The sequence below is a fragment of the Methylobacterium sp. WL119 genome, from assembly GCF_008039875.1.
Classification (GTDB): Bacteria; Pseudomonadota; Alphaproteobacteria; order Rhizobiales; family Beijerinckiaceae; genus Methylobacterium.
Window position 1 is genome coordinate 56,533 of sequence record NZ_VRUU01000011.1, and the last position, 20,793, is coordinate 77,325.

Here is a 20,793-nt window from a genome sequence, read left to right on the forward strand (position 1 = left end):
CGCCGGGCGATGACCCAGGGCACCGCGACGACCGACGCGCCCGCGGCGGCGCAGGCCGTCCCCGGCGCGGGACGGCGTGCCTCGGCGGCCGTGCGAGCCTGCCTCGCGCTGTGCGGCCTCGGCGCGCTCGTCCTCGTCGCCCTCGCCGCGGGGAAATTCCCGGTGCCGGTCGCCGAGGTGTTCGCGATCCTGGCCTCCAAGCTGTTCGGGACCGCGCCGGGCGAGGCGACCGCGCAGGTGGTGGTGCTTCAGGTCCGCCTGCCGCGGGTGGCCGCCGCGCTCGTCGTCGGCGCGGCTTTGTCGTCGGCCGGCGCGACCTACCAGGGCCTGTTCCGCAATCCCCTGGTCTCGCCCGACATCCTCGGGGTCTCGGCCGGCGCCGGTCTCGGGGCGGTGCTCGGCATCACCCTCGCGCTGCCGGTCCTCGCGATCCAGGGGCTGGCCTTCGCCGGCGGCTTGGGCGCCGTGGCGATCGTCTATGCGGTCGGCGCGCTGGTCGGCCGGCACGATCCGGTGCTGACGCTGGTGCTGGCCGGCGTCGCGGTCGGCGCCGTGCTCGGCTCAGGCATCTCGCTGCTCAAGGTGCTGGCAGACCCCTACAACCAGCTGCCCGCCATCACCTACTGGCTGCTCGGCAGCCTGTCCTCCGTCACCCTCAGCGACGTCCTGGCGATCCTGCCGGCGATCGGGCTCGGGCTCCTGCCCCTCGTCCTGCTGCGCTGGCGCATGAACCTGATGAGCCTCGGCGAGGAGGAGGCGCGGGCGCTCGGCATCGAGACCCGCTGGCTGCGCCCGCTCCTCGTCGCGGCGGCGACGCTCGTCACCGCGGCGGCGGTCTCGGTGACGGGGGTGATCGGCTGGATCGGCCTGGTCGTGCCGCACGTCGCGCGCGGCCTCGTCGGCCCGGATTTCCGCCGCCTGCTGCCGGCCTCCGCGCTGCTGGGCGCCGGCTATCTCGTGGCGGTGGATCTGGCCGCCCGCACCCTCGCGCCGATCGAGGTGCCGCTCGGCATCCTCACGGCGCTCGCCGGCGCGCCGTTCTTCCTCTGGCTGCTGGCCGCGGGCAAGCGGGGCTGGTCCTGATGCTGTCCGTCGAGGCGCTGGCCTTCGGATACGGCGCGCGCGAGGTCGGCGCCGGCGTCAGCTTCTCGCTCGGGGCCGGCGAGGTGCTGTGCCTGCTCGGGCCGAACGGCGGCGGCAAGACCACCCTGTTCAAGACCCTGCTCGGCCTGCTGCCGGCCCGCGCGGGCCGCGTCCGGCTCGACGGCGAGGACCTGTCGCGCTGGTCGCGCCGCAGGATCGCGCGCGCGATCGCCTACGTGCCGCAGGCGCATGCGGCGTTCTTCCCGTTCACCGTGCGCGCGGTGGTGCTGATGGGGCGCGCGGCCCGGCTCGCGCCCTTCGCCAGCCCCGGCCGCAAGGACCGCGAGGCGGCGGACGCGGCGCTCGAGAGGCTCGGGATCGCGCATCTTGGCGAGCGCATCTACACCGAGATCAGCGGCGGCGAGCGGCAGATGGTGCTGATCGCGAGGGCGCTCGCCGGCGAGCCGCGCATCCTGGTGATGGACGAGCCGACCGCGAGCCTCGATTTCGGCAACCAGACCCGCGTGCTCGAGCAGGTCCGTCGTCTCTCGGCCACTGGCATCGCCGTGGTGCTTTCGACGCACGACCCCGGCCACGCCTTCCTCTGCGCCGACCGCGTCGCGCTGCTGCACGGCGGCCGCCTCGTCGCGCTCGGAGACCCTGAGGCGACGATCACGCCCGAGAGCCTGCGCCGCGTCTACGGGGTGGAGGTGGCGGTGGTGCCCCTGCCGGGGCACGGGCGCTCGGTCTGCACGCCGATCCTGGCGTGATCCCGAGCCTCGGGGGGGCATCGCCCAAGGGGTCGTTCGCCCACGAGGCCGGCGGATGCCCCCGGCCCCATGATCGCAGCCGGTCAGTCGACGGCGACCATCACGTCGGAGGCCTTGACCACGGCGTAGGCCTCGCCGCCGACCGTGAGCTTGAGGCTGTCGACCGCCTCGTTGGTGATCGCCGCGGTGACGATCTGGCCGGCGGCGATCTCGATCTTGACGTGCGCGGTGGTCGCGCCCTTCTCGACGGCGACGACCTTGCCCTTGATGACGTTGCGTGCTGAGATCTTCATCGAACGGCCTCTGTGGATGAAAGAAAAGTCACTTGGTGCCGGGCTCGGCCGGGATCTCGGCGCCCTGCCCGGCCGGGATCACGGAGAAGCCTTGGGCTTCGAAGAACGGCCTGGCCGACGCGCTCTTCAGGAAGTCGAGGAAACGGGCCGCGCCGTCGCCCTTCACCACGGACGTGACGGCGAACGGGTACACCACCGGCGGATGGCTGCCCGCCGGAAACACGCCGACCACCTTCACGCCCGGATCGGACTTCGCGTCGCTCTCGTAGACCACGCCGAGGGGCGCCTCGCCGCGCGAGACCAGGGCGAGCGCCGCGCGCACGTTGTCGGCCTGCGCCAGCCGCGGCTGGATCGTCGCCCACAGCCCGAGCGTCTCGAAGGCCGCCTTGGCGTACTTGCCCACCGGCACCGAGCTGACCTCGCCGGTAGCGAGCCGCCCGTCCGCGCCGAGCGCCTTGGCGAAGCCCTCTACGGTGAACGGGACCTCGCTCTCCTTGGCGTCCTTCGGTGCGACGACGACGAGGCGGTTGTTGAGCAGGTTCACCCGGCTCTCGGCCCGGATGAGCGTCCTCTTGGCGAGGTAGTCCATCCATTCGAGATCGGCCGAGGCGAAGAGGTCGGCCGGCGCGCCCGCCTCGATCTGGCGGGCGAGCGCCGAGGAGGCGGCGTAGCTCGCCTTGACCGCGATCCCGGTCTGCGCCGTGAATGCCTTGCCGGCGTCGTCCAGGGCGTTCTTCAGGCTCGCGGCGCCGAACACCGTGACCGTCTCGGCGGCCTGCGCGGCGGTCCCGAGCAGCAGGGCGGCGGCGAGGACGGCGCGCGTGATACCGATCAAGACGACCTCCGAAACGGCCGCCTCGCAGGGGTCGAGCCGGCCGCACCGCTATATCCCAGCAAGTATAGCGATGGCCAGGGCCGATCGCGGGGTCGATGCCGCTCGCCGTGCCGTCGCCGTCCGGGTTAGGATGCCGGACGAGGGGAACCGATGGCGACGCTGAGCATCCGCATCGATCTCGGGCCGGGCAACCGGCTCGGACCCGGTAAGGTGCAACTGCTGGAGATGATCGCCGCGCACGGTTCGATCTCGGCGGCGGGCCGGGCGCTCGGCATGTCCTACCGGCGGGCCTGGATGCTGGTCGAGGCGATCAATGCCGGGTTCCGGCAGCCGGTGGTCGAGGCGCAGATCGGCGGACGGAGCGGTGGCGGGGCGCGGCTGTCCGCCTTCGGCGCGGAGGTGGTGGCGCAGTACCGCGCGGTCGAGCGCCTGGCTGCGGAGGCCGCCGCCCCGTTGCTCGTGCGCCTCGAAGGCGCGGCGGCGGATCCATCCGGCGATCGGGGAGGATCAGGCGACCGACCGGAGGGCGGCGGCGATGGCGCCCCGCTCGGCGGCGAGATCGCCGGTGGCGACGGGGCGTGAGGCGCGGGCGTACCAGTAGGCCGCGTTGGCCGGGTCGCCCTCGAGACGGTGGAGATGGGCGTGGACCCAGGCGGCATCCGCACCCGCCGCGTCCTGGACGAGCGCGTGGGCGCGGTCCCAATGCGTCGGACCCTTCGCCGCCCACCACAGGGCGGCCAGCGCCGGAGGCAGGTCGTGCGGCTGGGCGTCGGCCGCAGGTTCAGGGTCGGGCTGGGCGGTGGGCGTCGCGTCCGGCTTCGTCATCGTCGGCTCCGGCCTGCGCTGGGCTGCAGGCCGGGATGACGCGGGTGCGGGTACGGAGGTTCCGCCTCAGGCGCGCGCGGATTGGCGCAGCGCGCCGCGCCCGGCGTAGCGCCCCTGCGCGCCGAGGCCCTCCTCGATTCGGATCAGCTGGTTGTACTTGGCCAGTCTGTCCGAGCGGGCGAGCGAGCCGGTCTTGATCTGCCCGCAATTGGTCGCGACCGCGAGATCGGCGATGGTCGCGTCCTCGGTCTCGCCGGAGCGGTGCGACATCACCGCGGTGTAGCCGGCTCGGTGAGCCATATCGACGGCGGCCAGCGTCTCGGTGAGCGAGCCGATCTGGTTGACCTTGATCAGGATCGCGTTCGCAGAGCCCTCTGCGATGCCGCGGGCGAGGCGTTCGACGTTGGTCACGAACAGGTCGTCGCCGACGAGCTGGCAGCGGTCGCCGATGCGCTGGTTGAGCAGGCGCCAGCCCTCCCAGTCGTCCTCGGCCATGCCGTCCTCGATCGACAGGATCGGGTAGGCGTCGACGAGCTTGGCCAGGTAGTCGACTTGGCTCTCGATCGAGCGGACGGTGCCCTCGCCCTCGTAGTGGTAGGCGCCGTCCTTGAACCAGTCGGTGACCGCGCAGTCGAGCGCGAGCACCATGTCGGTGCCCGGCTTGAAGCCCGCCGCCTGGATCGACTCCATGACGAAGTCGAGTCCGGCTTCCGCCGTCGGCAGGTTCGGGGCGAAGCCGCCCTCGTCGCCGACGTTGGTGTTGTGCCCGGCCTTCTTGAGCGCGCTCTTGAGGGTGTGGAACACCTCGGCGCCCATGCGCACCGCCTCGGCGATGGAGGTGGCCCCCACCGGCATGATCATGAATTCCTGGAAGTCGATCGGGTTGTCGGCATGCGCGCCGCCGTTGATGATGTTCATCATCGGCACCGGCAGGACCCGGCCCTGGACGCCGCCGACGTAGCGGTAGAGCGGCAGGCCGGAGGCTTCCGCGGCGGCCTTGGCCACGGCGAGCGACACGCCGAGGATGGCGTTGGCGCCGAGGCGGGCCTTGTTGGGGGTGCCGTCGAGCTCGATCATCGCCTCGTCGACCGCGACCTGGTCCTCGGCGTCCATGCCGCCGATCGCGTCGAGGATCTCGGTCTGGACCGCGTGCACGGCGTTGCGCACGCCCTTGCCGGCGTAGCGGCCCTTGTCGCCGTCGCGCAGCTCCACCGCTTCATGCGCGCCGGTGGAGGCGCCCGACGGCACGGCCGCGCGGCCGAAGGAACCGTCCTCCAGCAGCACGTCGACCTCGACGGTGGGGTTGCCGCGGCTGTCCAGAATTTCGCGGGCGGCGATGTTGGTGATCGCGGTCATGAAGGCTCCTCCCCAAGGGCGCACGCGATCGGCGGCGGGCCCGGATTCGGTCTCGTCGCTGCGGCTTATCCGTCAAGGCGCGGCCTCGGGCAAGGCGGTGCGCGATCGCGCGATGCGACCGGCAAAGTGAATGCAAAAGCCGCCGCCGCCCGTTCCGGTTTCGAGCCCCAGCGGCGATGCCGCGAGCGACGCGCGGCCGAACCATGCACGCGGGTCGGATGCAGCGGGGCGAGGCCTGCGGTAAGGAGGGCCATGACCGATGAATCCTTGCAGCTGGGGCAGCCGACGCCCCTCCCCGCCGGCCCGCACGAGGCCCGCCTCGACCGGGTGCCGAACCCGCACCCGGATACGGACTACCTTGCCCGCTTCACCGTCCCGGAATTCACCTCGCTCTGCCCGGTGACCGGCCAGCCCGACTTCGCGATCCTGGTGATCGACTACGTCCCGGATCGCTGGCTCGTGGAGTCGAAGTCGCTCAAGCTCTACCTCGGCGCATTCCGCAACCACGGCGCGTTCCACGAGGATTGCACGGTGGGCATCGCCAAGACGCTCGTCGACCTGCTCGGGCCGCGCTACCTGCGGATCGGCGGCTTCTGGTACCCGCGCGGCGGCATCCCGATCGACGTGTTCTGGCAGACCGGTGCGCCGCCCGCCTCCGTCTGGCTGCCCGATCCCGGCGTCCCGCCCTACCGCGCCCGCTGAGGGAACCCGTACGAACGAAGAGGGCGACCGGAATGCCCGGTCGCCCCAAATTCACGTGCTGGATGGCGAGCCCTTAGTAGGGCGAGCCGTAGTAGCCGCCGTAGGCCGGGGCGCCGTAGCCGCCGTACGCACCGTAGCCGCGGTTGTAGCCGTAGGCATCGCGTGCTGCGCCGGCGGCGATCGCACCGGCTGCGAGGCCGGCGATGCCGAGCCCGACAGCGGCGCCCGTGCCGATGCCGCGACCGCCGCGGTAGCCGTAACCCCGGCCGTAGCCGCCGCCGTAACCGTGGCCGTACCCGCCGCGGAAGCCGGGACGCGCATCGGCCGTGGTGGCGGAGAGGACACCAGCCGAGATGATCGCGGCGGTGACGAGAGCGAACTTGCACATGATGATCCTTTCTCGATGATCTATCGAATTCACAAGCTCAACGCTGAAGCTGGGCGATCGTTCCGAAGGTTCCGTGGCGAAGCGGACCCCAGGGGGAGATTCGGTGCCGGCATTCGCGCCCGGCGAAGGTTAACGAAGCGCGCACAAGACCGGGGTTCGGGCCTGCGCTCCGCCTCAGGGCGCGTCGCCACTGCACGGGGATGCAGGGGCGCGTGCCGGCGATGAGGGTCTAAGCTTTCTTCGAGCGCGCACGGGTCTTTCGCGCACGACCCTGCGCGGGCGGAGATCCGTCGAAGGGCGCCGGGCTGCAGAGCCCGAGCGCGCGCCTGTTCCGCTTCCCGTCGCGTCAGCGCGCGGTGTAGTCGCCGGCGCCCTTGGGGCGCTGCATGGCGAACTTCGCGTCCGGCCCGATCTTGAAGTAGTCGAAGTAGCCGCCGCGCATGATCGGCTGCATCGCGGCCGTGTCGACGAGGCCGTCCTTCACGAAGCGGTCGTCGATGTAGATCGAGACCACCTGCCCGATCACCAGGAAGTTGGCGGCCTCGCCCCCTCCGAGCGGAACCAGCGGCACGGTCTGCAGCCACCGGCATTCGAGGGCGGCGGTGGCTTCCGCCACCCGGGGCGCGCGCACCTTGCGCGACGGGGCCGTGGTCAGCCCCGCGAAATCGAACTCGCTCTCGCCGCGCGGCAATGGGGCCGAGGAGGCGTTCATCGGCTCGCGCAGATCGTAGGTGGCGAGGTTGCAGACGAAATCGCCGCCCTCCTCCGCGAAGGTCAGCGCGTCCTTGCGGCCGGTGGAGGAGAACGCGACCATGTCGTCGCCGACCGCGTTGAAGAACGAGTACGGCGCGAGGTTGAGCTTCCCCTCCCGACTCATGGCACTGATCCACCCGATCGGCCGCGGCGCGACGATCGCCTTCAGCGGGTTGTGCGGCAGGGTGCGGTCGTCGGGGGCGTAATGCATGGGTGCGAGCCTTACAGGCGCGTGACGATCTCGGCGAGGTCCGGCCGCGGCCGGTCCGACGGGATCTCCTCGGGGGCACCGATATGGATGAAGCCCGCGAGCTTCTCGCGCGGGTCGAGGCCAAGGGCTTCGAGCACGCGGCGATCGTAGGCGTACCATTCGGTCAGCCAGGCGGTGGCGAAGCCCTGGGCGTTGGCCGCCACCACGAGGTTCATGCAGGCGGCGCCCGCTGACAGGACCTGCTCCCATTCCGGAATCTTCACGTGCGGCCCGGCCCGCGACACGACCGCGACGACGACCGGCGCGTGCGCGAGGCGCTTGGCCTCGAGGTCGAGCCGCGCGGCGTCGGCCTCCGGGTTGTCGGCGGCGTAGGTCTTCGCGATCACGGCCCCGATCCGCTCGCGCGCCGCGCCCGCGATCACGATGAAGCGCCACGGCGCGAGCTTGCCGTGGTCGGGCACCCGCGAGGCCAGCGTCAGGATCGTGTCGATCTGCTCCGGGCTCGGTCCCGGGTCCGTCATCCGCACGGGCGGCACCGAGCGGCGGGTGCGCAGCATGTCGAGGGTGGCGTTCATCGGGGCGTCTCGGCTGGCCGGTGCGGGGCGGTCCCGCGATCGCGTCGGGATTTCGCACGGGTGGGACCGGCTGGGAAGTCGGGCAGCTTGGCGCGGGAAGCGCGAGGACCCTCGGCGGCCTTGCGCTCGCCACGGTCCGGGATCACACGGGCGAGACGGTGACGTTCGGCCGGTTCGGCCTTTGGGGAGAAGGCTTGCGACATGCGCGGACGAAGGCTCGGGCCCGGATTGGCGCTGCTGGCTGCGGTCGCGCCGCTCGCAGCCGCGGCGCAGTCGCCGGACCCCTTCGGCAACCGCCTCGGCGGCGGCCTTCCCTCGCCCTCGATCACGACGCCGGACCTGCCCCCGAGCCAGCCCGAGGGCGAGGCGACCCTGTCGCTCTCCGCGCTGCTGTCGGGGATCGGCCAGCCGCTGCGGTCCGGCCTGGTCTGGCGGATCTACGAGGATCGCACCGACGGCGTCCGGCCCGCGATCGTCGCGCGCTCCACCGACCCGGCGCCGACGTTCAAGCTCGCGCCGGGCGCCTACGTCGCCTCCGTGACCTACGGCTTCGCCAGCGCGACGAAGAAGATCGCGATGTCCGGCCAGCCCGCGACCGACACCCTGCGGGTGGCCGCCGGCGCGCTCAAGCTGTCCGGCGCGATCGGCGACACCCGGATCGCTCCGGCGCAGCTCTCCTTCTCGGTCTTCGTGCCGATCGGCACCAACTCGGAGGGGCGGCTGGTGCGCAACGGCGTCAAGGCCGGCGAGCTGCTGCGCCTGCCCGAGGGCACCTACCACGTGGTCTCGACCTACGGGGAGTCGAACGCGATCCAGCGCGCCGACCTGAAGGTCGAGAACGGCAAGGTCACCGACGCCACCCTCAACCACCGGGCGGCCACGGTGACGCTGAAGCTCGTCACCAGCCCCGGCGCCGAGGCCTTCGCCGGCACGGCCTTCTCGGTGCTGACGCCCGGCGGCGACACCATCCGCGAGGCGATCGGCGCGTTCCCGCAGGTCACCCTGGCGGAGGGCGACTACGTGCTGATCGCCCGCCACGACGGGCAGGTCTACACCCGCGAGTTCAAGGTCGAGAGCGGGCTCGACCGCGACATCGAGGTCCTGGCCAAGGCGGGGTGAGCGGGCGCCGGCGCCTTAAGGCGTCGGGCTCTCGCCATGCTGCCCGTCGAGCACCGTGCCCGTGCTCGGCACGCTCTCGGCGACGGCCTCGGCCCGGCGCAGGTCGGGCGAGGTCGCCTCGGCGACGAAGCTCGCCACCGCCTCCGCGAGCGGCAGGGTCCGGGTCTGCTGGCTGCCCAGCCGCCGGATCGAGACCGTGCGCTCCTCGGCCTCGCGCCGGCCGAGCGCCAGGATCACCGGCACCTTGGCCAGCGAGTGCTCGCGGACCTTGTAGTTGATCTTCTCGTTGCGCAGGTCCGCCTCGACCCGCAGGCCGGCCCGCGTCAGCGCCCGGACGACCTCCGCCGCATAGGCGTCGGCTTCCCCGGTGATGGTCGCGACCACCACCTGGACGGGGGCGAGCCAGAGCGGAAAGTGGCCGGCGAAGTGCTCGATCAGGATTCCGGTGAACCGCTCCATCGAGCCGCAGATCGCCCGGTGCACCATCACCGGCGGCACCTTCTGGCTCTCGGCATCGACGTAGAACGCGCCGAACCGCTCCGGCAGGTTGAAGTCCACCTGCGTGGTGCCGCACTGCCAGTCGCGCCCGATCGCGTCGCGCAGCACGTACTCGAACTTCGGCCCGTAGAAGGCGCCCTCGCCCGGGTTCACCTCGGTGCGGATGCGCCCGCCCGACTGCGCCTCGATCTGCGCCAGCACGCGGGTCATCACCTCCTCGGCATGGTCCCACAGGGCGTCCGAGCCGACCCGCTTCTCGGGCCGGGTCGAGAGCTTCACCACGATCTGGTCGAAGCCGAAATCGGCGTAGGTCGAGAGGATCAGGTCGTTGATCGTGAGGCACTCGTCGGCGAGCTGGTCCTCGGTGCAGAAGATGTGCGCGTCGTCCTGCGTGAAGCCGCGCACGCGCATCAGCCCATGCATCGCGCCCGACGGCTCGTAGCGATGCACGACGCCGAATTCCGCCATGCGCAGAGGCAGGTCGCGGTAGCTCTTCAGACCGTGCTTGAAGATCTGAACGTGGCCCGGACAGTTCATCGGCTTCAAGGCGAACCAGCGCTTGTCCTCGGCCTCGTCGCCGGCGCTTTGAGCCGCGAACATGTTCTCGCGGTACCAGCCCCAGTGGCCGGAGGTCTCCCATAGGGCCTTGTCGAGGATCTGCGGCGCGTTGACCTCGGCGTAGTCGCCCTTCAGGCGGCGGCGCATGTAGGCGATCAGCTCCTGGAAGATCGTCCAGCCCTTGGCGTGCCAGAACACGACGCCCGGCCCCTCCTCCTGGAAGTGGAACAGGTCCATCTCCCGGCCGAGCCGGCGGTGGTCGCGGCGCTCGGCCTCCTCCAGGCGGTGGAGATAGGCGTCGAGCTCCTCCTTCGTGGCCCAGGCGGTGCCGTAGATGCGGGTCAGCATCGGGTTGCTCGAATCGCCCCGCCAGTAGGCGCCGGCGACCTTCATCAGCTTGAAGGCCGGCCCGACCTTGCCGGTCGAGGTCATGTGCGGGCCGCGGCACAGGTCGAACCAGTCGCCCTGGCGGTAGACCTTCAGGTCCTCGCCCGGCGGGATCGCGTCGACCAGCTCGACCTTGTAGGCCTCGCCCCGGTCGGCGAACACCTTGCGGATGTCGTCGCGCTTCCAGACCTCCTTGGTGAAGGCCGCATCGCGGGCCATGATCTCGCACATCTTCGCCTCGATCGCCGGGAAGTCGTCCGGCGTGAACGGGGTTTCGCGCGCGAAGTCGTAGTAGAAGCCGTTCTCGATCACCGGGCCGATCGTCACCTGCGTGCCCGGCCACAGCGCCTGAACGGCCTCCGCCAGCACGTGAGCGCAGTCGTGGCGGATCAGCTCCAGCGCCCGCGGGTCGGTGCGGTCGAGGAACTCGATGCGGGCGTCGCGCTCGATCGTGTCGGACAGGTCGGCGACGACGCCGTCGAGCGCCATCGCGACGGTGCGCTTGGCCAGCGATTTCGCGATGCCTTCGACCACGCTCCGTCCGGTCACGGCCTCGTCGTAGGCGCGGGTGTTGCCGTCGGGGAATGTCAGGATGGGCATCGTCGCGGTGTCTCCGGGCTCACTCCTGCGTACGCGGCAGGTAAGCGCAAACGAGGGTCGGTCCCCGCGCGGGGCGCGGGAGCGGCCGTTTAGACCGTTTCCGGGCGGGAGGAAACGCCGCGCCGCGCGGCGGCGGGGCTGGCGCCAAAGAAAGAACCCCGCGCGGTCCTTCGACCGCGCGGGGCTGATGTCGTCGTCCGCGCGAAGCGCGAAGCGGGCTACTCGGCGGCGATCTGGTGGGCCTGCGAGCCGTCCGTGTAGGTCTCGGGCGTCAGGCGCTTGCCCGGCGCGGCGCGCCCCGGCAGCGGCGGCAGCGCCAGCGCCTTGGCGAGGTCGATCCCGGCCCCTTCCGCGACCCGGCGGCCGTAATCGGCGTCGGCATGCGAGAAGTGCCAGACCATCCGCAGCTGGATCGCCTCGGGGCACTGCTTCATGTCGCCGACGAGGTTGGCGATCAGGTCGTCGCGCTCCCAATCCTGGAACGAGCGGTAGCGCACGCCGGCCTGGGTGTAGTCGTCCTCGGTGCGCGAGGTCTGGTAGCGGCCGAGGTTGCCCTGCACCGGCTGGTGGTAGTCCTTCGCGGGCTTCGGCGCCTCGCGCAGGCCCTCCGCCAGCGTCGAGGGCTCGTAGTTGATGTGCTTGTTCGGGCCGGTCCCGTCGACGCCGTAGGTCATCTGCCCATCGCGCTGGTTCGAGTAGACCTTCACGCCCGGCTGCGGCGCGTTGATCGGCAGCTGCAGGTAGTTGGCGCCGACGCGGTAGCGCTGCGTGTCCGAGTAGGACAGCGTCCGGCCCTGGAGCATCTTGTCGTCCGAGAAGTCGATGCCGTCCACGAGCACGCCCGTGCCGAAGGCCGACTGCTCGACCTCGGCGAAGAAGTTGTCCGGCACGCGGTCGAGCACCATGCGGCCGACGGGCAGCAGCGGGAAGTCCTCGACCGGCCACAGCTTGGTGTCGTCGAGGGGATCGAACGACAGGTGGTCGTTCGGGCCGTCCGGCATGATCTGCACGCAGAACTCCCACTCGGGGAAGTTGCCGGCCTTGATGTTGTCGTAGAGGTCACGCGTGGCGTGGCCGACGTCCTTGCCCTGGATCTCGGCCGCCTGGGCCGAGGTCAGGTTGCGGATGCCCTGCTTGGGCTCCCAGTGGAACTTGCAGAGCACCGCCTCGCCCTGGTCGTTGACCAGCTTGTAGGTGTTGACGCCCGAGCCTTCCATCTCGCGATAGTTGGCGGGGATGCCCCACGGCGACTTCAGGTGCGTCACCATGTGGATCGCTTCGGGGTGCTGCGCCACGAAGTCGAAGAAGCGCCACGCCTCCTGGCGGTTCGTCACCGGGTCCGGCTTGAACGCGTGGATCATGTCGGGGAACTTGATCGCGTCGCGGATGAAGAAGACCTTGAGGTTGTTGCCCACCAGGTCCCAGTTGCCGTCGACGGTCTTGAACTTGACCGCGAAGCCGCGGGGGTCGCGCTCGGTCTCCGGGCTCTCCTTGGCGCCGGCCACGGTGGAGAAGCGCACGAACATCGGCGTCTTCACGCCGGTCTCGTTGAGGACGCGGGCGCGGGTGTACTTGGACGCCGGCTCGTTGCCGATCTTGCCGTAGGCCTCGAAGTAGCCGTGGGCGCCGGCGCCGCGGGCATGCACGACGCGCTCGGGGATGCGCTCGCGGTCGAAATGCGTGATCTTCTCGATGAACTGGTAGTTCTCGAGCGTCGCGGGACCCCGCTCGCCCACCGTGCGCGTGCTCTGGTTGTCGCGGACCGGGTGGCCCTGGCGGGTCGTCAGGATCGGGCGTTGATCGCTCATGCGAAGAATCTCTCCGTGGTGGTGACGAGGCTCGAGGATCGGCGCCTGCGCCCGCGAACGAGGGGACGCCGTTTCCTGGAATCGTTCCGGGCTCCCCTTATGCGCCACTCCGAACCCATTGGCCAATGCATCGTCGCAAAGGGTATGATAGACAAAAACTATGAACCTCGCCGGCCTGTCGCTCCGCGACCTCGAATACGTGGTCGCCATCGCCGACGAGGGGCATTTCGGCCGGGCGGCCGAACGCTGCAACGTCAGCCAGCCGACGCTCAGCGTCCAGGTGCGCAAGCTCGAGGGCGCGCTCGGGCTCGTGCTGTTCGAGCGCTCCAACCGGCGCGTGCTGATGACGGCGCCGGGCCAGATCATCGTGCGTCAGGCTCGCGCGGTGCTGGCCGAGGCGCAGCGCCTGCTCGCGCTGGCCAGCGAGGGCCGCGGCGCACCGCTCACCGGTAGGCTCGTGCTCGCGGCGATCCAGACGCTCGGGCCGTACTTCTTCCCCCTGGTGCTGCGGACGATGCGCCAGGAATTCCCGATGCTGGCGCTGGCCCTCAGCGAGGGCCGCACCGCCGACATCCTCGCCTCCCTGCGCGACGGGCGGGTCGACGCCGCCCTGGTGTCGCTGCCCCTGCCCGCCTCGGGGCTCACCGTCTCGCCGCTCTTCGTCGAGCCGTTCCGCCTCGCCTGCCCGGCCGACCATGCGCTCGCGCAGGGCGGGGCCCTGCGCGCCGCCGACATCGCCGGGCCGGACCTGCTGCTTCTCGACGAGGGCAACTGCCTGCGCGACCAGGCGATCGCCGCCTGCGGGGCGGGCAGCGCCGCCGGGCGCCATGCCACCAGCCTGGAGACCCTGCGCTCGATGGTGGCGGCCGGGGCCGGCTACACCCTGCTTCCCGCCCTCGCCGTCCCGTCCGGCCCCGATCCGAGCGGGCTCACCGTGATCCGCGGCTTCGACACCGACGGGCCGGGCCGGACCATCGCGCTGGCCTGGCGGGCGAGCGACCCGCGGGCGCCGGGCCTCGCCGCGCTGGCCGCCTTCTTCCGCGCGCAGGCGCCGGCCGGCACCGCCGCCTGCCGCGAGGCGACGATCGCCGCCGGGTGACGAACAGGTCGCACAGGGCTGGGTTGTGCGCCCGTGCGCGTGACAGGCCGGGCGACAGGGTGTAGCGCGGCGCCAGGATCGCGGACCGCCATGCGATCGATCGAACCTGGCGCGTCGCCTTGCCTTTTCCCGCACGGACCATCGCCCTCTGGGCGGCGCTGATCGCCGCCTCGGGCCTGCTCGGCTTCGGCCTGAAGCTCGGGCAGTTCCCGGCCGCGTTCCTGCTCGGGCCGATGATCGCGGCGATCGCGTTCGGGGTGCGGGGGGCGCCGCTCCGGATGCCGCGGCCGGCCTTCCAGGCCTCGCAGGCGATGATCGGCTGCATGGTGGCCCACGCCATCACCGCGGAGATCACCAAGACCCTGATCGCGGACGGGCCACTGATCCTGCTCGTGGTCGGCGTCACGGTGCTCGCCGGCGCCCTCGTCGGGCTGGTGCTCACGCGCCTGCGGGTGCTGCCCGGCACGACCGCCGCCTGGGGCTCCTCGCCGGGCGGGGCGGCGGCGATGGTGGCGATGGCCGAGGAATACGGCTCCGATCCCCGCCTCGTCGCCTTCATGCAGTACGTGCGCGTCGCCGCCGTGGTGCTCTCGGCCTCGCTGGTGGCGCGGCTGCTGACCGATTCCGTGGCGGCCGGCCCGCCGCCGGCGGTCGCCGAGGCGGCGACCGTGCTGCCGGTGCTGGTCACGCTCGCGGTCGCGGCCGCCGGCGCCGGCATCGCGCTGTGGCTCCGCCTGCCCGCCGGCGCGCTGATCGGGCCGATGCTGCTCGGCGCGGCGCTTCACGCGACCGGCGTCGCCAGCATCACCCTGCCGCTGCCGATCCTCGAGCTCGCCTACGCGACGATCGGCTGGTACGTCGGCCTGCGCTTCACCCGTGAGACCCTGCGCGCGACGCTGCACGCGCTGCCCGGCATCCTCGTCGCGACGCTCGCCGTGATCCTGCTCTGCGCCGGCTGGGCGCTCGGGCTGACGCACCTGCTCGCGATCGACTTCCTCACCGCCTTCCTCGCGACCAGCCCCGGCGGCCTCGACTCGGTGGCGATCATTGCGGTCGGCTCGAAGGTCGACGTGTCGTTCGTGCTCGCGGTGCAGACGCTCCGGCTGTTCGTGGTCCTGATCACCGGCCCGGTGCTGGCCAAGTGGATCGCCCGCGCGGTGCCGCAGGAATCGGCGTGAATGGACGAGGCGGCGTGAATGCACGCGCTCTGGCTCGCCTTCCTGAATTCCTGGCGCGGCCTCGTCCACGGCGCCCGCACCGAGCGCGCCGTGCGGCTCGAGCTGGTGCTGCTCGTCGTCGGCGTGCCGGCGGCCCTCGTGCTCGGCGCGAGCCTCTGGGTCCGCGTCGCGCTGATGGCGACGCTCCTGCTGATGCTCGCCGCGGAGTTCCTCAACACCGCGATCGAGAAGCTGTGCGATCACCTCCATCCCGGCCGCCACCCGCGGATCGGCACGGTGAAGGACCTCGCCTCGGCCGGGACGTTCTCGGCGCAGGCGATCGCCGCCCTGGTCTGGGTCGCCGCGCTGATCGACCGGCTCTGACGCCGCGGCGTTCCCGCCATCGTCGCTCCGGAGCCGGGACCGTGCGGACTTCCGAGCGGGCCTTCACCGTGACGCCGTCGCTCGGACGCTCGCGGAACGCCGGTGCCGGCGTCCGGATCGTCACGACGCCCTTCGCGCTCCGACGTCCCGCCCGGGCGGCGGTGCGGACCATCGTCCCTGCCGCACGTCCGGCGGTCTCCGGCATCCGGGGCCGGGCAGGCATGCGGGGCCGAGCGGGGGCGCGCGCTCGCATCTTGCGCGGCAAGCGGCTATTGCCGGCCGCATGTCCGACACCGTGAAACCCGCAAGTCCTCCGGCCGAACCGGCACCCGATTACATCCGCAAGATCCTCACCGCGCGGGTCTACGACGTGGCGATCGAGAGCCCGCTCGATCCGATGCCGCGCCTGACCGTCCGGCTCGGGCGGCCGGTGCTTCTGAAGCGCGAGGACCTGCAGCCGGTCTTCTCGTTCAAGCTGCGCGGCGCCTACAACAAGATGTCGGGGCTCTCGCCCGAGCAGCTCGCCCGCGGCGTGATCTGCGCCTCGGCCGGCAACCACGCGCAGGGCGTGGCCTTGGCGGCCGCGCGCCTGCAGGTGCGGGCGGTCATCGTGATGCCGCGCACGACGCCCGCGATCAAGGTCGACGCCTGTCGCGCCCGAGGCGCCGAGGTGATCCTGCACGGCGACGCCTTCGACGAGGCGCTGAGCGAGGCGCGGCGCCTGGAGGCCGAGCAGGACCTCACCTTCCTCCACCCCTTCGACGATCCCGACGTGATCGCCGGCCAGGGCACGATCGGCATGGAGATCCTGCAGCAGCATACCGGCCCGATCGAGGCGATCTTCGTGCCCGTCGGCGGCGGCGGGCTCGCGGCGGGAATCGCGACCTACGTCAAGTACCTGCGGCCGGAGACCAAGGTGATCGGCGTGGAGCCGGACGACGCCGCCTGCATGGCCGAGGCCCTGAAGGCCGGCGAGCTCGTGCTGCTGCCGAGCGTCGGGCTGTTCGCCGACGGCGTCGCCGTCCGCCAGGCCGGGGCCGAGACGTTCCGGCTGTGCCGCCAGCACCTCGACGAGGTCATCACCGTCGACACCGACGCGATGTGCGCGGCGGTGAAGGACATCTTCGACGACACCCGCGCGGTGTCCGAGCCGTCCGGCGCGCTCGCGCTCGCCGGCGCCAAGCTCTACGCCGAGCGCGAGGGCGGCGCCGGCACGCTCGTCGCGATCTCCTCCGGGGCGAACCTCAACTTCGACCGCCTGCGCCACATCGCCGAGCGGGCCGAGCTCGGCGAGGAGCGGGAGGTCCTGCTCGGCGTCACCATCCCGGAGAAGCCCGGCGCCTACCGGGCCTTCATAAGGGCCCTGGGCCCGCGCGCGATCACCGAGTTCAACTACCGCTACGCGCCGGGCGTGCAGGCCAGGATCTTCGTCGGCATCAACCTGCCCGGCGGCCGGCCCGAGAAGCGCGACCTCGTCGCGGGCCTCGTCGCCGGGGGCTACGACGTCCACGACATGAGCGACAACGAGATGGCCAAGGTCCATGTCCGCTACATGGTCGGCGGCCGCGTCTCGGGCCTGGCGCACGAGCGGCTCTACCGCTTCCAGTTCCCGGAGCGGCCGGGCGCGCTGCTGAAGTTCCTGGACGCGCTCGGCGAGGACTTCAACATCACCCTGTTCCACTACCGCAACCACGGTGCCGATTACGGCCGGGTGCTCGCCGGCATCGCCGTGCCCCCCGACGCCAAAGGCCGTTTCGACCGGGCTGTCGAAGCTCTCGGCTTCCCGTGCTTCGACGAGACCGAGAACCCGGCCTACCGGATGTTCCTGGACGGCGAGCCTGCGGCGGCCAAGACCGGCATCGCCGGCTGGTTCGGGCTCAGGAAGGCCTGAGCGACCTCGGGTCCGGCGCGCTCCGAGCATTTTCGAGCGAGGCGGCTCCCGGCTCGCGTGAAGAAAATGCAACTTCACAAGATGCAGCATCTTCGAGCGAGGTGGCCCCCGGCTCGCGTGAAGAGGGTGCTCTAGCGCTGCGCCGTCTCGACGCTGACGACGTCGGGGTTCGCCCGCAGGGTCTCGGCGATCGCCTCGACGCTGGTCGCCGACAGGCGCACGAACGCGACCTCGATCTCGTCGAGGGCGGGGTCCTCGGCGGTGCGCGCCACGAACTGGCGCACCCGCGAGGCCCGTTCGCCGGTCGCCGCGTGCAGGGTGTCGATCGACAGCGCCCCGCGCTTGGCGACGAGGCGGAGGGTCCGCGTCTGCATCCGGTCGCGCCAGCGCTCCTCCAGCGGCTTGACGCCCGCGAGGATCGCGACGACGAAGGTCGTGGTCGCCACCGCCGGGACGTAGAGCCCGCCGCCGATGGCGAGCCCGATCGCCGCCACCGCCCATAGGCTCGCGGCGGTGGTCAGCCCCTTCACGACCTCGCCGCGCAGCAGGATCGTGCCCGCGCCGAGGAAGCCGATCCCGGAGACCACCTGCGCCGCGACGCGCGACGGGTCGAGGACGACGTTCCGGGCGCCCAGCGCGTCGGCGAAGCCGTAGATCGAGACCAGCATGATCAGGCACGAGCCGACGCAGACCAGCATGTGCGTGCGCAGGCCGGCCGCCCAGAGCAGGCGCTCGCGCTCGAGCCCGATCACGCTGCCGAGCAGGGCCGCCAGCGCGAGCCGGCCGATCATCTCTCCGTTGCCGAGCAGGGCCGGTCTCCGTTCTGTCCCGCGATCCTCTGGGGACGATAGGCCGGTTCAGCCCGTCATGCGACGCCGAGCGCGGCCTTCTCCACCTCGTAGGCCGCACGCACGGTCGCCTGCCCGTAGGTGCGCTCCAGGCGCCGGACGGTGAAGTGGGCGCGGGCCATCGACTGGAAGTGGCTCATGAAGGCGGTGTTGACCGCCGCGCCGCCGAACGCGCCCAGCACCGGCACCGCCTGCGCGGCGACCTTCTGCGAGACCACGATGCCGAAGCGCGCCGCGATCTGCGCGGTGAAGCGGATCAGCGCCGGCGCCGACTGGTCGAGCAGCGTCTTGCTCCCGGCGTAGCGGGCGGCCTCCGCCATCGTCTTGGCGAGGGCTGCGCGCACCGCGAAGTAGCCGCTCTCGGTCAGGCCGGTGCCCTCGGCCGCGCCCGCCGCATCGCCCTTTCCGCCCAGCGCGAAGACCTGGACGCAGGCGAGCGCACCCTCCGGGTCGTCGAGGTCCTCGCCCTCCTCCCGCGCGATCTCGGCGATCGAGCGCAGCATCAGGGTGGTCGAGACCGGCAGCTCGACGGCCAGCGTCGCGAGGCCGAAGGCGCCTCCGAACGCCCCCGACAGCGCGGCCATGGCCTTGTGGTTGAAGGTGCTCGATCCGGTCAGGCTGCCGAGCAGCGCGCCGAGGCGTCCCTCCGGCTTGACGGCGATGCTCTCGATCTCGGTGCCGGCGGCCGGCGCGACCGCGACCTTCGGCAGGGTCCTGAGCGCGACGCGCAGCGCCCCGCGCATCGCCGCCTCGGTCGAGCGCCCGACGACCTCGGTCACCGGGGCCGGCAGGGACCGGCCGATCATGTCGAGGGGAGCGCCGGCGGCGGCCGAGAGCCGGGCGGCGAGGCCCGGCTGCTCCAGGGCGCGGACGGACCGGCGCAATGCCGCGAGGTCCGCCTCGCTCAAGGGACGCTCGATGGACTCGGTGGCGGCCGGAAGGACCTCACCGGTCAGCGCGATATCGCTCATGCATTCCTCCTCAAGCCTGGGTTCTCAGGGGCACGCCCGGCGAACCGGTAGGAAGCGGGACGGGCCCGGGAGGGTTCCCGTGCCCGCCGGCGGCGGCCATCCCCGCGTCGCCCGAGGCCGGCACGGGCCTGCGGCTCGGCGTTCTGCCGACGGCGAGGCAGAGCAGCACCACCGGGATGCCGACCGCAGAGGTCAGGACGAAGAAGGTCGGGTAGCCGAAGGCGGCGACGATGTAGCCGGCGGTGCCCGCGACGAGCTTGCCCGGCAGCGCGTAGAGCGAGGAGAACAGGGCGTACTGCGTCGCCGCGTAGCCGGGGGTGGTCAGGCTCGACATGTAGGCGATCAGCGCGATGCCGGCGAAGGAGCCGCAGAAGTTCTCGATCGAGATCGCCACCGTCAGCCGCCAGACCTCCGGCCCGCCGGTCGACAGCCAGGCGAAGGAGAGGTGCGAGGCGGCGGCGAGGAAGGCGCCGGCCAGCAGCGTCGGGAACATCCCGAATCGCGCCATCGCCCAGCCGCCCGCGAACCCGCCCGCGATGCCGACCCAGATGCCGTAGAGCTTGGTGACGGTGGCGATCTCCTTCAGGTCGAAGCCCAGCGTCCGGTACAGCGGGCTCGCCATCACGCCGGAGACGAAATCCGGCATGCGGTAGAGCGCCACCAGCACCAGCACGCCCCACAGGGCCTGCCCCATCCGGCCGTGCAGCTCGACCAGGGGCTCCAGCACGGCCTGGCGGATCGACAACAGCCGCGTTCCGGTCGCCTTCGGCGTCTGCGCGGCTGCGGCCGCCGGCTCGGGGCGCCGGGTGTCGAAGGCAGGCGCGAGCAGGGCCGCGATCAGGCCGACGAGCATCAGGGCCGCCATCGTCAGGTAGGCGAAGGTCCAGCCCTTGTCGGAGGCGATGAACAGCGCGCCGGCGCCCGCCGTGATCAGGCCGAGGCGGTAGCCGAGGTTCGAGGTCGCCGCGAGGATGCCCTGGAAGTCGGTGCCGGCGGCGTCGATGCGCCAGCCGTCGACGACCACGTCCTGGGTTGCGGCGCAGAAGGCGACGAGGAAGGCGCCGAGGCCGAGCAGCGCGAGGCTCGTCTGCGGATCGGCGAAGGCCATCAGCACCAGGCAGAGCGCCACCGCGACCTGCGTCGTCACCATCCAGGCGCGGCGGCGCCCAAGACGAGCGCTCAGCACCGGAACGTCGATCCGGTCGATCATCGGCGCCCACAGGAACTTCAGCGAGTACGGCAGCGCCACGTAGCTGAACAGGCCGATCGCCTTGACGTTGATGTCCGAGAAGGCGAGCCGCAGGGTGAACGTCCCGAGCACCAGGAGCAGCGGCAGCCCCGAGGAGAAGCCGAGCGCCAGCATCAGGACGATGCGCCGATCCTCGACGAGGTCGCGGGCCCGCAGCCGTCGTGCGGGCTTGTCGGGTGCGGTGTCCATGGCCATGCGGTGGAACTCCTTGACGCCCTTCCGCCTTGATCCGTGAGAATCGTGGCAGCCTTGCGCCGCCCCGCGCGTCGGGGGCGATCCGTGCGGGGTGCGGCGGCCGGATCATGGTCGATGTCTGCTTAACGCGACATCGCACATTTGCCTGGGTACAAACGGGACGGGTCGGGAACCTTGCCCCTGCGTACCTGTTCGGATGATGCGAGCGTAGCCGTTCCGCTCGCAACGGTCTGCCGCG

21 protein-coding genes are annotated in these 20,793 nt (G+C 71.7%); 9 read left to right on the plus strand and 12 right to left on the minus strand.

The features are described 5' to 3' along the window. Positions 1-9: 9 nt before the first annotated feature. Together FV227_RS07295 and FV227_RS07300 are read left to right on the plus strand one after the other, a co-directional pair. On the plus strand, positions 10-1,083 hold the full coding sequence (locus FV227_RS07295; protein ID WP_147726237.1) for an iron ABC transporter permease: 1,074 nt from the start codon (positions 10-12) through the stop codon (positions 1,081-1,083). After that, the gene (locus tag FV227_RS07300) at positions 1,080-1,853 is read left to right on the plus strand and encodes an ABC transporter ATP-binding protein (protein ID WP_147726250.1); all 774 of its coding nucleotides are present in this window, start codon (positions 1,080-1,082) and stop codon (positions 1,851-1,853) included. Before FV227_RS07295 ends, FV227_RS07300 begins: the two co-directional genes overlap by 4 nt. A gap of 83 nt (positions 1,854-1,936) precedes the next feature. Here FV227_RS07300 and FV227_RS07305 read toward each other — a convergent pair whose 3' ends face one another. Then, the gene (locus FV227_RS07305) at positions 1,937-2,146 is read right to left on the minus strand and encodes a TOBE domain-containing protein (protein ID WP_147726238.1); all 210 of its coding nucleotides are present in this window, start codon (positions 2,144-2,146) and stop codon (positions 1,937-1,939) included. A gap of 28 nt (positions 2,147-2,174) precedes the next feature. Further along, the gene (gene modA / locus FV227_RS07310) at positions 2,175-2,972 is read right to left on the minus strand and encodes a molybdate ABC transporter substrate-binding protein (RefSeq protein ID WP_147858673.1); all 798 of its coding nucleotides are present in this window, start codon (positions 2,970-2,972) and stop codon (positions 2,175-2,177) included. Between the two features lie 159 nt (positions 2,973-3,131). On the opposite strand from modA, the gene FV227_RS07315 reads away from it, so the two are divergent. Then, positions 3,132-3,563, plus strand: coding sequence for a LysR family transcriptional regulator (locus FV227_RS07315; protein ID WP_147726240.1), 432 nt, complete (start codon positions 3,132-3,134; stop codon positions 3,561-3,563). Here the strand turns inward: FV227_RS07315 and FV227_RS07320 are convergent. After that, on the minus strand, positions 3,489-3,806 hold the full coding sequence (locus tag FV227_RS07320) for a hypothetical protein (RefSeq protein WP_246686397.1): 318 nt from the start codon (positions 3,804-3,806) through the stop codon (positions 3,489-3,491). The two genes, FV227_RS07315 and FV227_RS07320, sit on opposite strands and share 75 nt — an antisense overlap. Positions 3,807-3,872: 66 nt before the next feature. Next, a complete protein-coding gene (gene eno / locus FV227_RS07325; RefSeq protein ID WP_147726241.1) occupies positions 3,873-5,162 on the minus strand; it encodes a phosphopyruvate hydratase in 1,290 nt (429 codons plus the stop codon). Positions 5,163-5,414: 252 nt separating this feature from the next. On the opposite strand from eno, the gene queF reads away from it, so the two are divergent. Next, complete coding sequence (queF, locus tag FV227_RS07330; protein WP_147726242.1) at positions 5,415-5,864, plus strand: preQ(1) synthase; 450 nt, start codon at positions 5,415-5,417, stop codon at positions 5,862-5,864. A 73-nt stretch (positions 5,865-5,937) separates the two neighbouring features. On the opposite strand, the gene FV227_RS07335 is transcribed toward queF, so the two are convergent. From FV227_RS07335 to FV227_RS07345, 3 genes are all read right to left on the minus strand, one after another. After that, positions 5,938-6,252: a hypothetical protein gene (locus FV227_RS07335; RefSeq protein WP_147858668.1), complete on the minus strand. Its 315-nt coding sequence runs from the start codon at positions 6,250-6,252 to the stop codon at positions 5,938-5,940. Positions 6,253-6,598: 346 nt separating this feature from the next. Continuing rightward, complete coding sequence (locus FV227_RS07340; protein ID WP_147726244.1) at positions 6,599-7,216, minus strand: flavin reductase family protein; 618 nt, start codon at positions 7,214-7,216, stop codon at positions 6,599-6,601. Positions 7,217-7,227: 11 nt separating this feature from the next. Next, positions 7,228-7,791, minus strand: a complete 564-nt coding sequence (locus tag FV227_RS07345; protein ID WP_147726245.1) for a nitroreductase — start codon at positions 7,789-7,791, stop codon at positions 7,228-7,230. 201 nt (positions 7,792-7,992) lie between these two features. Between FV227_RS07345 and FV227_RS07350 the strand changes: the two genes are divergently transcribed. Further along, positions 7,993-8,910: a hypothetical protein gene (locus FV227_RS07350; RefSeq protein WP_147726246.1), complete on the plus strand. Its 918-nt coding sequence runs from the start codon at positions 7,993-7,995 to the stop codon at positions 8,908-8,910. 15 nt (positions 8,911-8,925) lie between these two features. Here FV227_RS07350 and thrS read toward each other — a convergent pair whose 3' ends face one another. Together thrS and FV227_RS07360 are read right to left on the minus strand one after the other, a co-directional pair. Then, positions 8,926-10,953: a threonine--tRNA ligase gene (gene thrS, locus FV227_RS07355; RefSeq protein ID WP_147858669.1), complete on the minus strand. Its 2,028-nt coding sequence runs from the start codon at positions 10,951-10,953 to the stop codon at positions 8,926-8,928. Between the two features lie 218 nt (positions 10,954-11,171). After that, complete coding sequence (locus FV227_RS07360; protein ID WP_147726248.1) at positions 11,172-12,761, minus strand: catalase; 1,590 nt, start codon at positions 12,759-12,761, stop codon at positions 11,172-11,174. Between the two features lie 160 nt (positions 12,762-12,921). Between FV227_RS07360 and FV227_RS07365 the strand changes: the two genes are divergently transcribed. From FV227_RS07365 to ilvA, 4 genes are all read left to right on the plus strand, one after another. Next, positions 12,922-13,860: a LysR substrate-binding domain-containing protein gene (locus FV227_RS07365; RefSeq protein WP_147842090.1), complete on the plus strand. Its 939-nt coding sequence runs from the start codon at positions 12,922-12,924 to the stop codon at positions 13,858-13,860. Between the two features lie 119 nt (positions 13,861-13,979). Beyond that, on the plus strand, positions 13,980-15,038 hold the full coding sequence (locus tag FV227_RS07370; protein ID WP_147842089.1) for an AbrB family transcriptional regulator: 1,059 nt from the start codon (positions 13,980-13,982) through the stop codon (positions 15,036-15,038). Between the two features lie 18 nt (positions 15,039-15,056). Further along, positions 15,057-15,401: a diacylglycerol kinase gene (locus FV227_RS07375; protein WP_147727848.1), complete on the plus strand. Its 345-nt coding sequence runs from the start codon at positions 15,057-15,059 to the stop codon at positions 15,399-15,401. A gap of 283 nt (positions 15,402-15,684) precedes the next feature. Then, entirely contained in the window at positions 15,685-17,292 is a 1,608-nt protein-coding gene (ilvA, locus tag FV227_RS07380; protein ID WP_147727849.1) for a threonine ammonia-lyase, biosynthetic, read from the plus strand. A gap of 131 nt (positions 17,293-17,423) precedes the next feature. Here the strand turns inward: ilvA and FV227_RS07385 are convergent, their stop codons facing one another. The 3 genes from FV227_RS07385 to FV227_RS07395 form a co-directional block, all read right to left on the minus strand. Continuing rightward, a complete protein-coding gene (locus tag FV227_RS07385; RefSeq protein ID WP_187274717.1) occupies positions 17,424-18,083 on the minus strand; it encodes an MgtC/SapB family protein in 660 nt (219 codons plus the stop codon). Between the two features lie 74 nt (positions 18,084-18,157). Then, on the minus strand, positions 18,158-19,111 hold the full coding sequence (locus tag FV227_RS07390; RefSeq protein ID WP_147858670.1) for an EcsC family protein: 954 nt from the start codon (positions 19,109-19,111) through the stop codon (positions 18,158-18,160). A 10-nt stretch (positions 19,112-19,121) separates the two neighbouring features. Then, a complete protein-coding gene (locus tag FV227_RS07395) occupies positions 19,122-20,555 on the minus strand; it encodes an AmpG family muropeptide MFS transporter (RefSeq protein WP_147727852.1) in 1,434 nt (477 codons plus the stop codon). Between the last annotated feature and the right edge of the window lie 238 nt (positions 20,556-20,793).

Excerpts from the sequence above, each read along its gene's own strand:
- FV227_RS07295 (WP_147726237.1), top strand. The coding sequence starts at position 10 with ATGACCCAGGGCACCGCGACGACCGACGCGCCCGCGGCGGCGCAGGCC.
- FV227_RS07305 (WP_147726238.1), bottom strand. The coding sequence starts at position 2,146 with ATGAAGATCTCAGCACGCAACGTCATCAAGGGCAAGGTCGTCGCCGTC.
- FV227_RS07315 (WP_147726240.1), top strand. The coding sequence starts at position 3,132 with ATGGCGACGCTGAGCATCCGCATCGATCTCGGGCCGGGCAACCGGCTC.
- FV227_RS07320 (WP_246686397.1), bottom strand. The coding sequence starts at position 3,806 with ATGACGAAGCCGGACGCGACGCCCACCGCCCAGCCCGACCCTGAACCT.
- eno (WP_147726241.1), bottom strand. The coding sequence starts at position 5,162 with ATGACCGCGATCACCAACATCGCCGCCCGCGAAATTCTGGACAGCCGC.
- queF (WP_147726242.1), top strand. The coding sequence starts at position 5,415 with ATGACCGATGAATCCTTGCAGCTGGGGCAGCCGACGCCCCTCCCCGCC.
- FV227_RS07335 (WP_147858668.1), bottom strand. The coding sequence starts at position 6,252 with ATGTGCAAGTTCGCTCTCGTCACCGCCGCGATCATCTCGGCTGGTGTC.
- FV227_RS07340 (WP_147726244.1), bottom strand. The coding sequence starts at position 7,216 with ATGCATTACGCCCCCGACGACCGCACCCTGCCGCACAACCCGCTGAAG.
- FV227_RS07345 (WP_147726245.1), bottom strand. The coding sequence starts at position 7,791 with ATGAACGCCACCCTCGACATGCTGCGCACCCGCCGCTCGGTGCCGCCC.
- FV227_RS07350 (WP_147726246.1), top strand. The coding sequence starts at position 7,993 with ATGCGCGGACGAAGGCTCGGGCCCGGATTGGCGCTGCTGGCTGCGGTC.
- thrS (WP_147858669.1), bottom strand. The coding sequence starts at position 10,953 with ATGCCCATCCTGACATTCCCCGACGGCAACACCCGCGCCTACGACGAG.
- FV227_RS07360 (WP_147726248.1), bottom strand. The coding sequence starts at position 12,761 with ATGAGCGATCAACGCCCGATCCTGACGACCCGCCAGGGCCACCCGGTC.
- FV227_RS07365 (WP_147842090.1), top strand. The coding sequence starts at position 12,922 with ATGAACCTCGCCGGCCTGTCGCTCCGCGACCTCGAATACGTGGTCGCC.
- FV227_RS07375 (WP_147727848.1), top strand. The coding sequence starts at position 15,057 with ATGCACGCGCTCTGGCTCGCCTTCCTGAATTCCTGGCGCGGCCTCGTC.
- ilvA (WP_147727849.1), top strand. The coding sequence starts at position 15,685 with ATGTCCGACACCGTGAAACCCGCAAGTCCTCCGGCCGAACCGGCACCC.
- FV227_RS07385 (WP_187274717.1), bottom strand. The coding sequence starts at position 18,083 with ATGATCGGCCGGCTCGCGCTGGCGGCCCTGCTCGGCAGCGTGATCGGG.
- FV227_RS07390 (WP_147858670.1), bottom strand. The coding sequence starts at position 19,111 with ATGAGCGATATCGCGCTGACCGGTGAGGTCCTTCCGGCCGCCACCGAG.
- FV227_RS07395 (WP_147727852.1), bottom strand. The coding sequence starts at position 20,555 with ATGGCCATGGACACCGCACCCGACAAGCCCGCACGACGGCTGCGGGCC.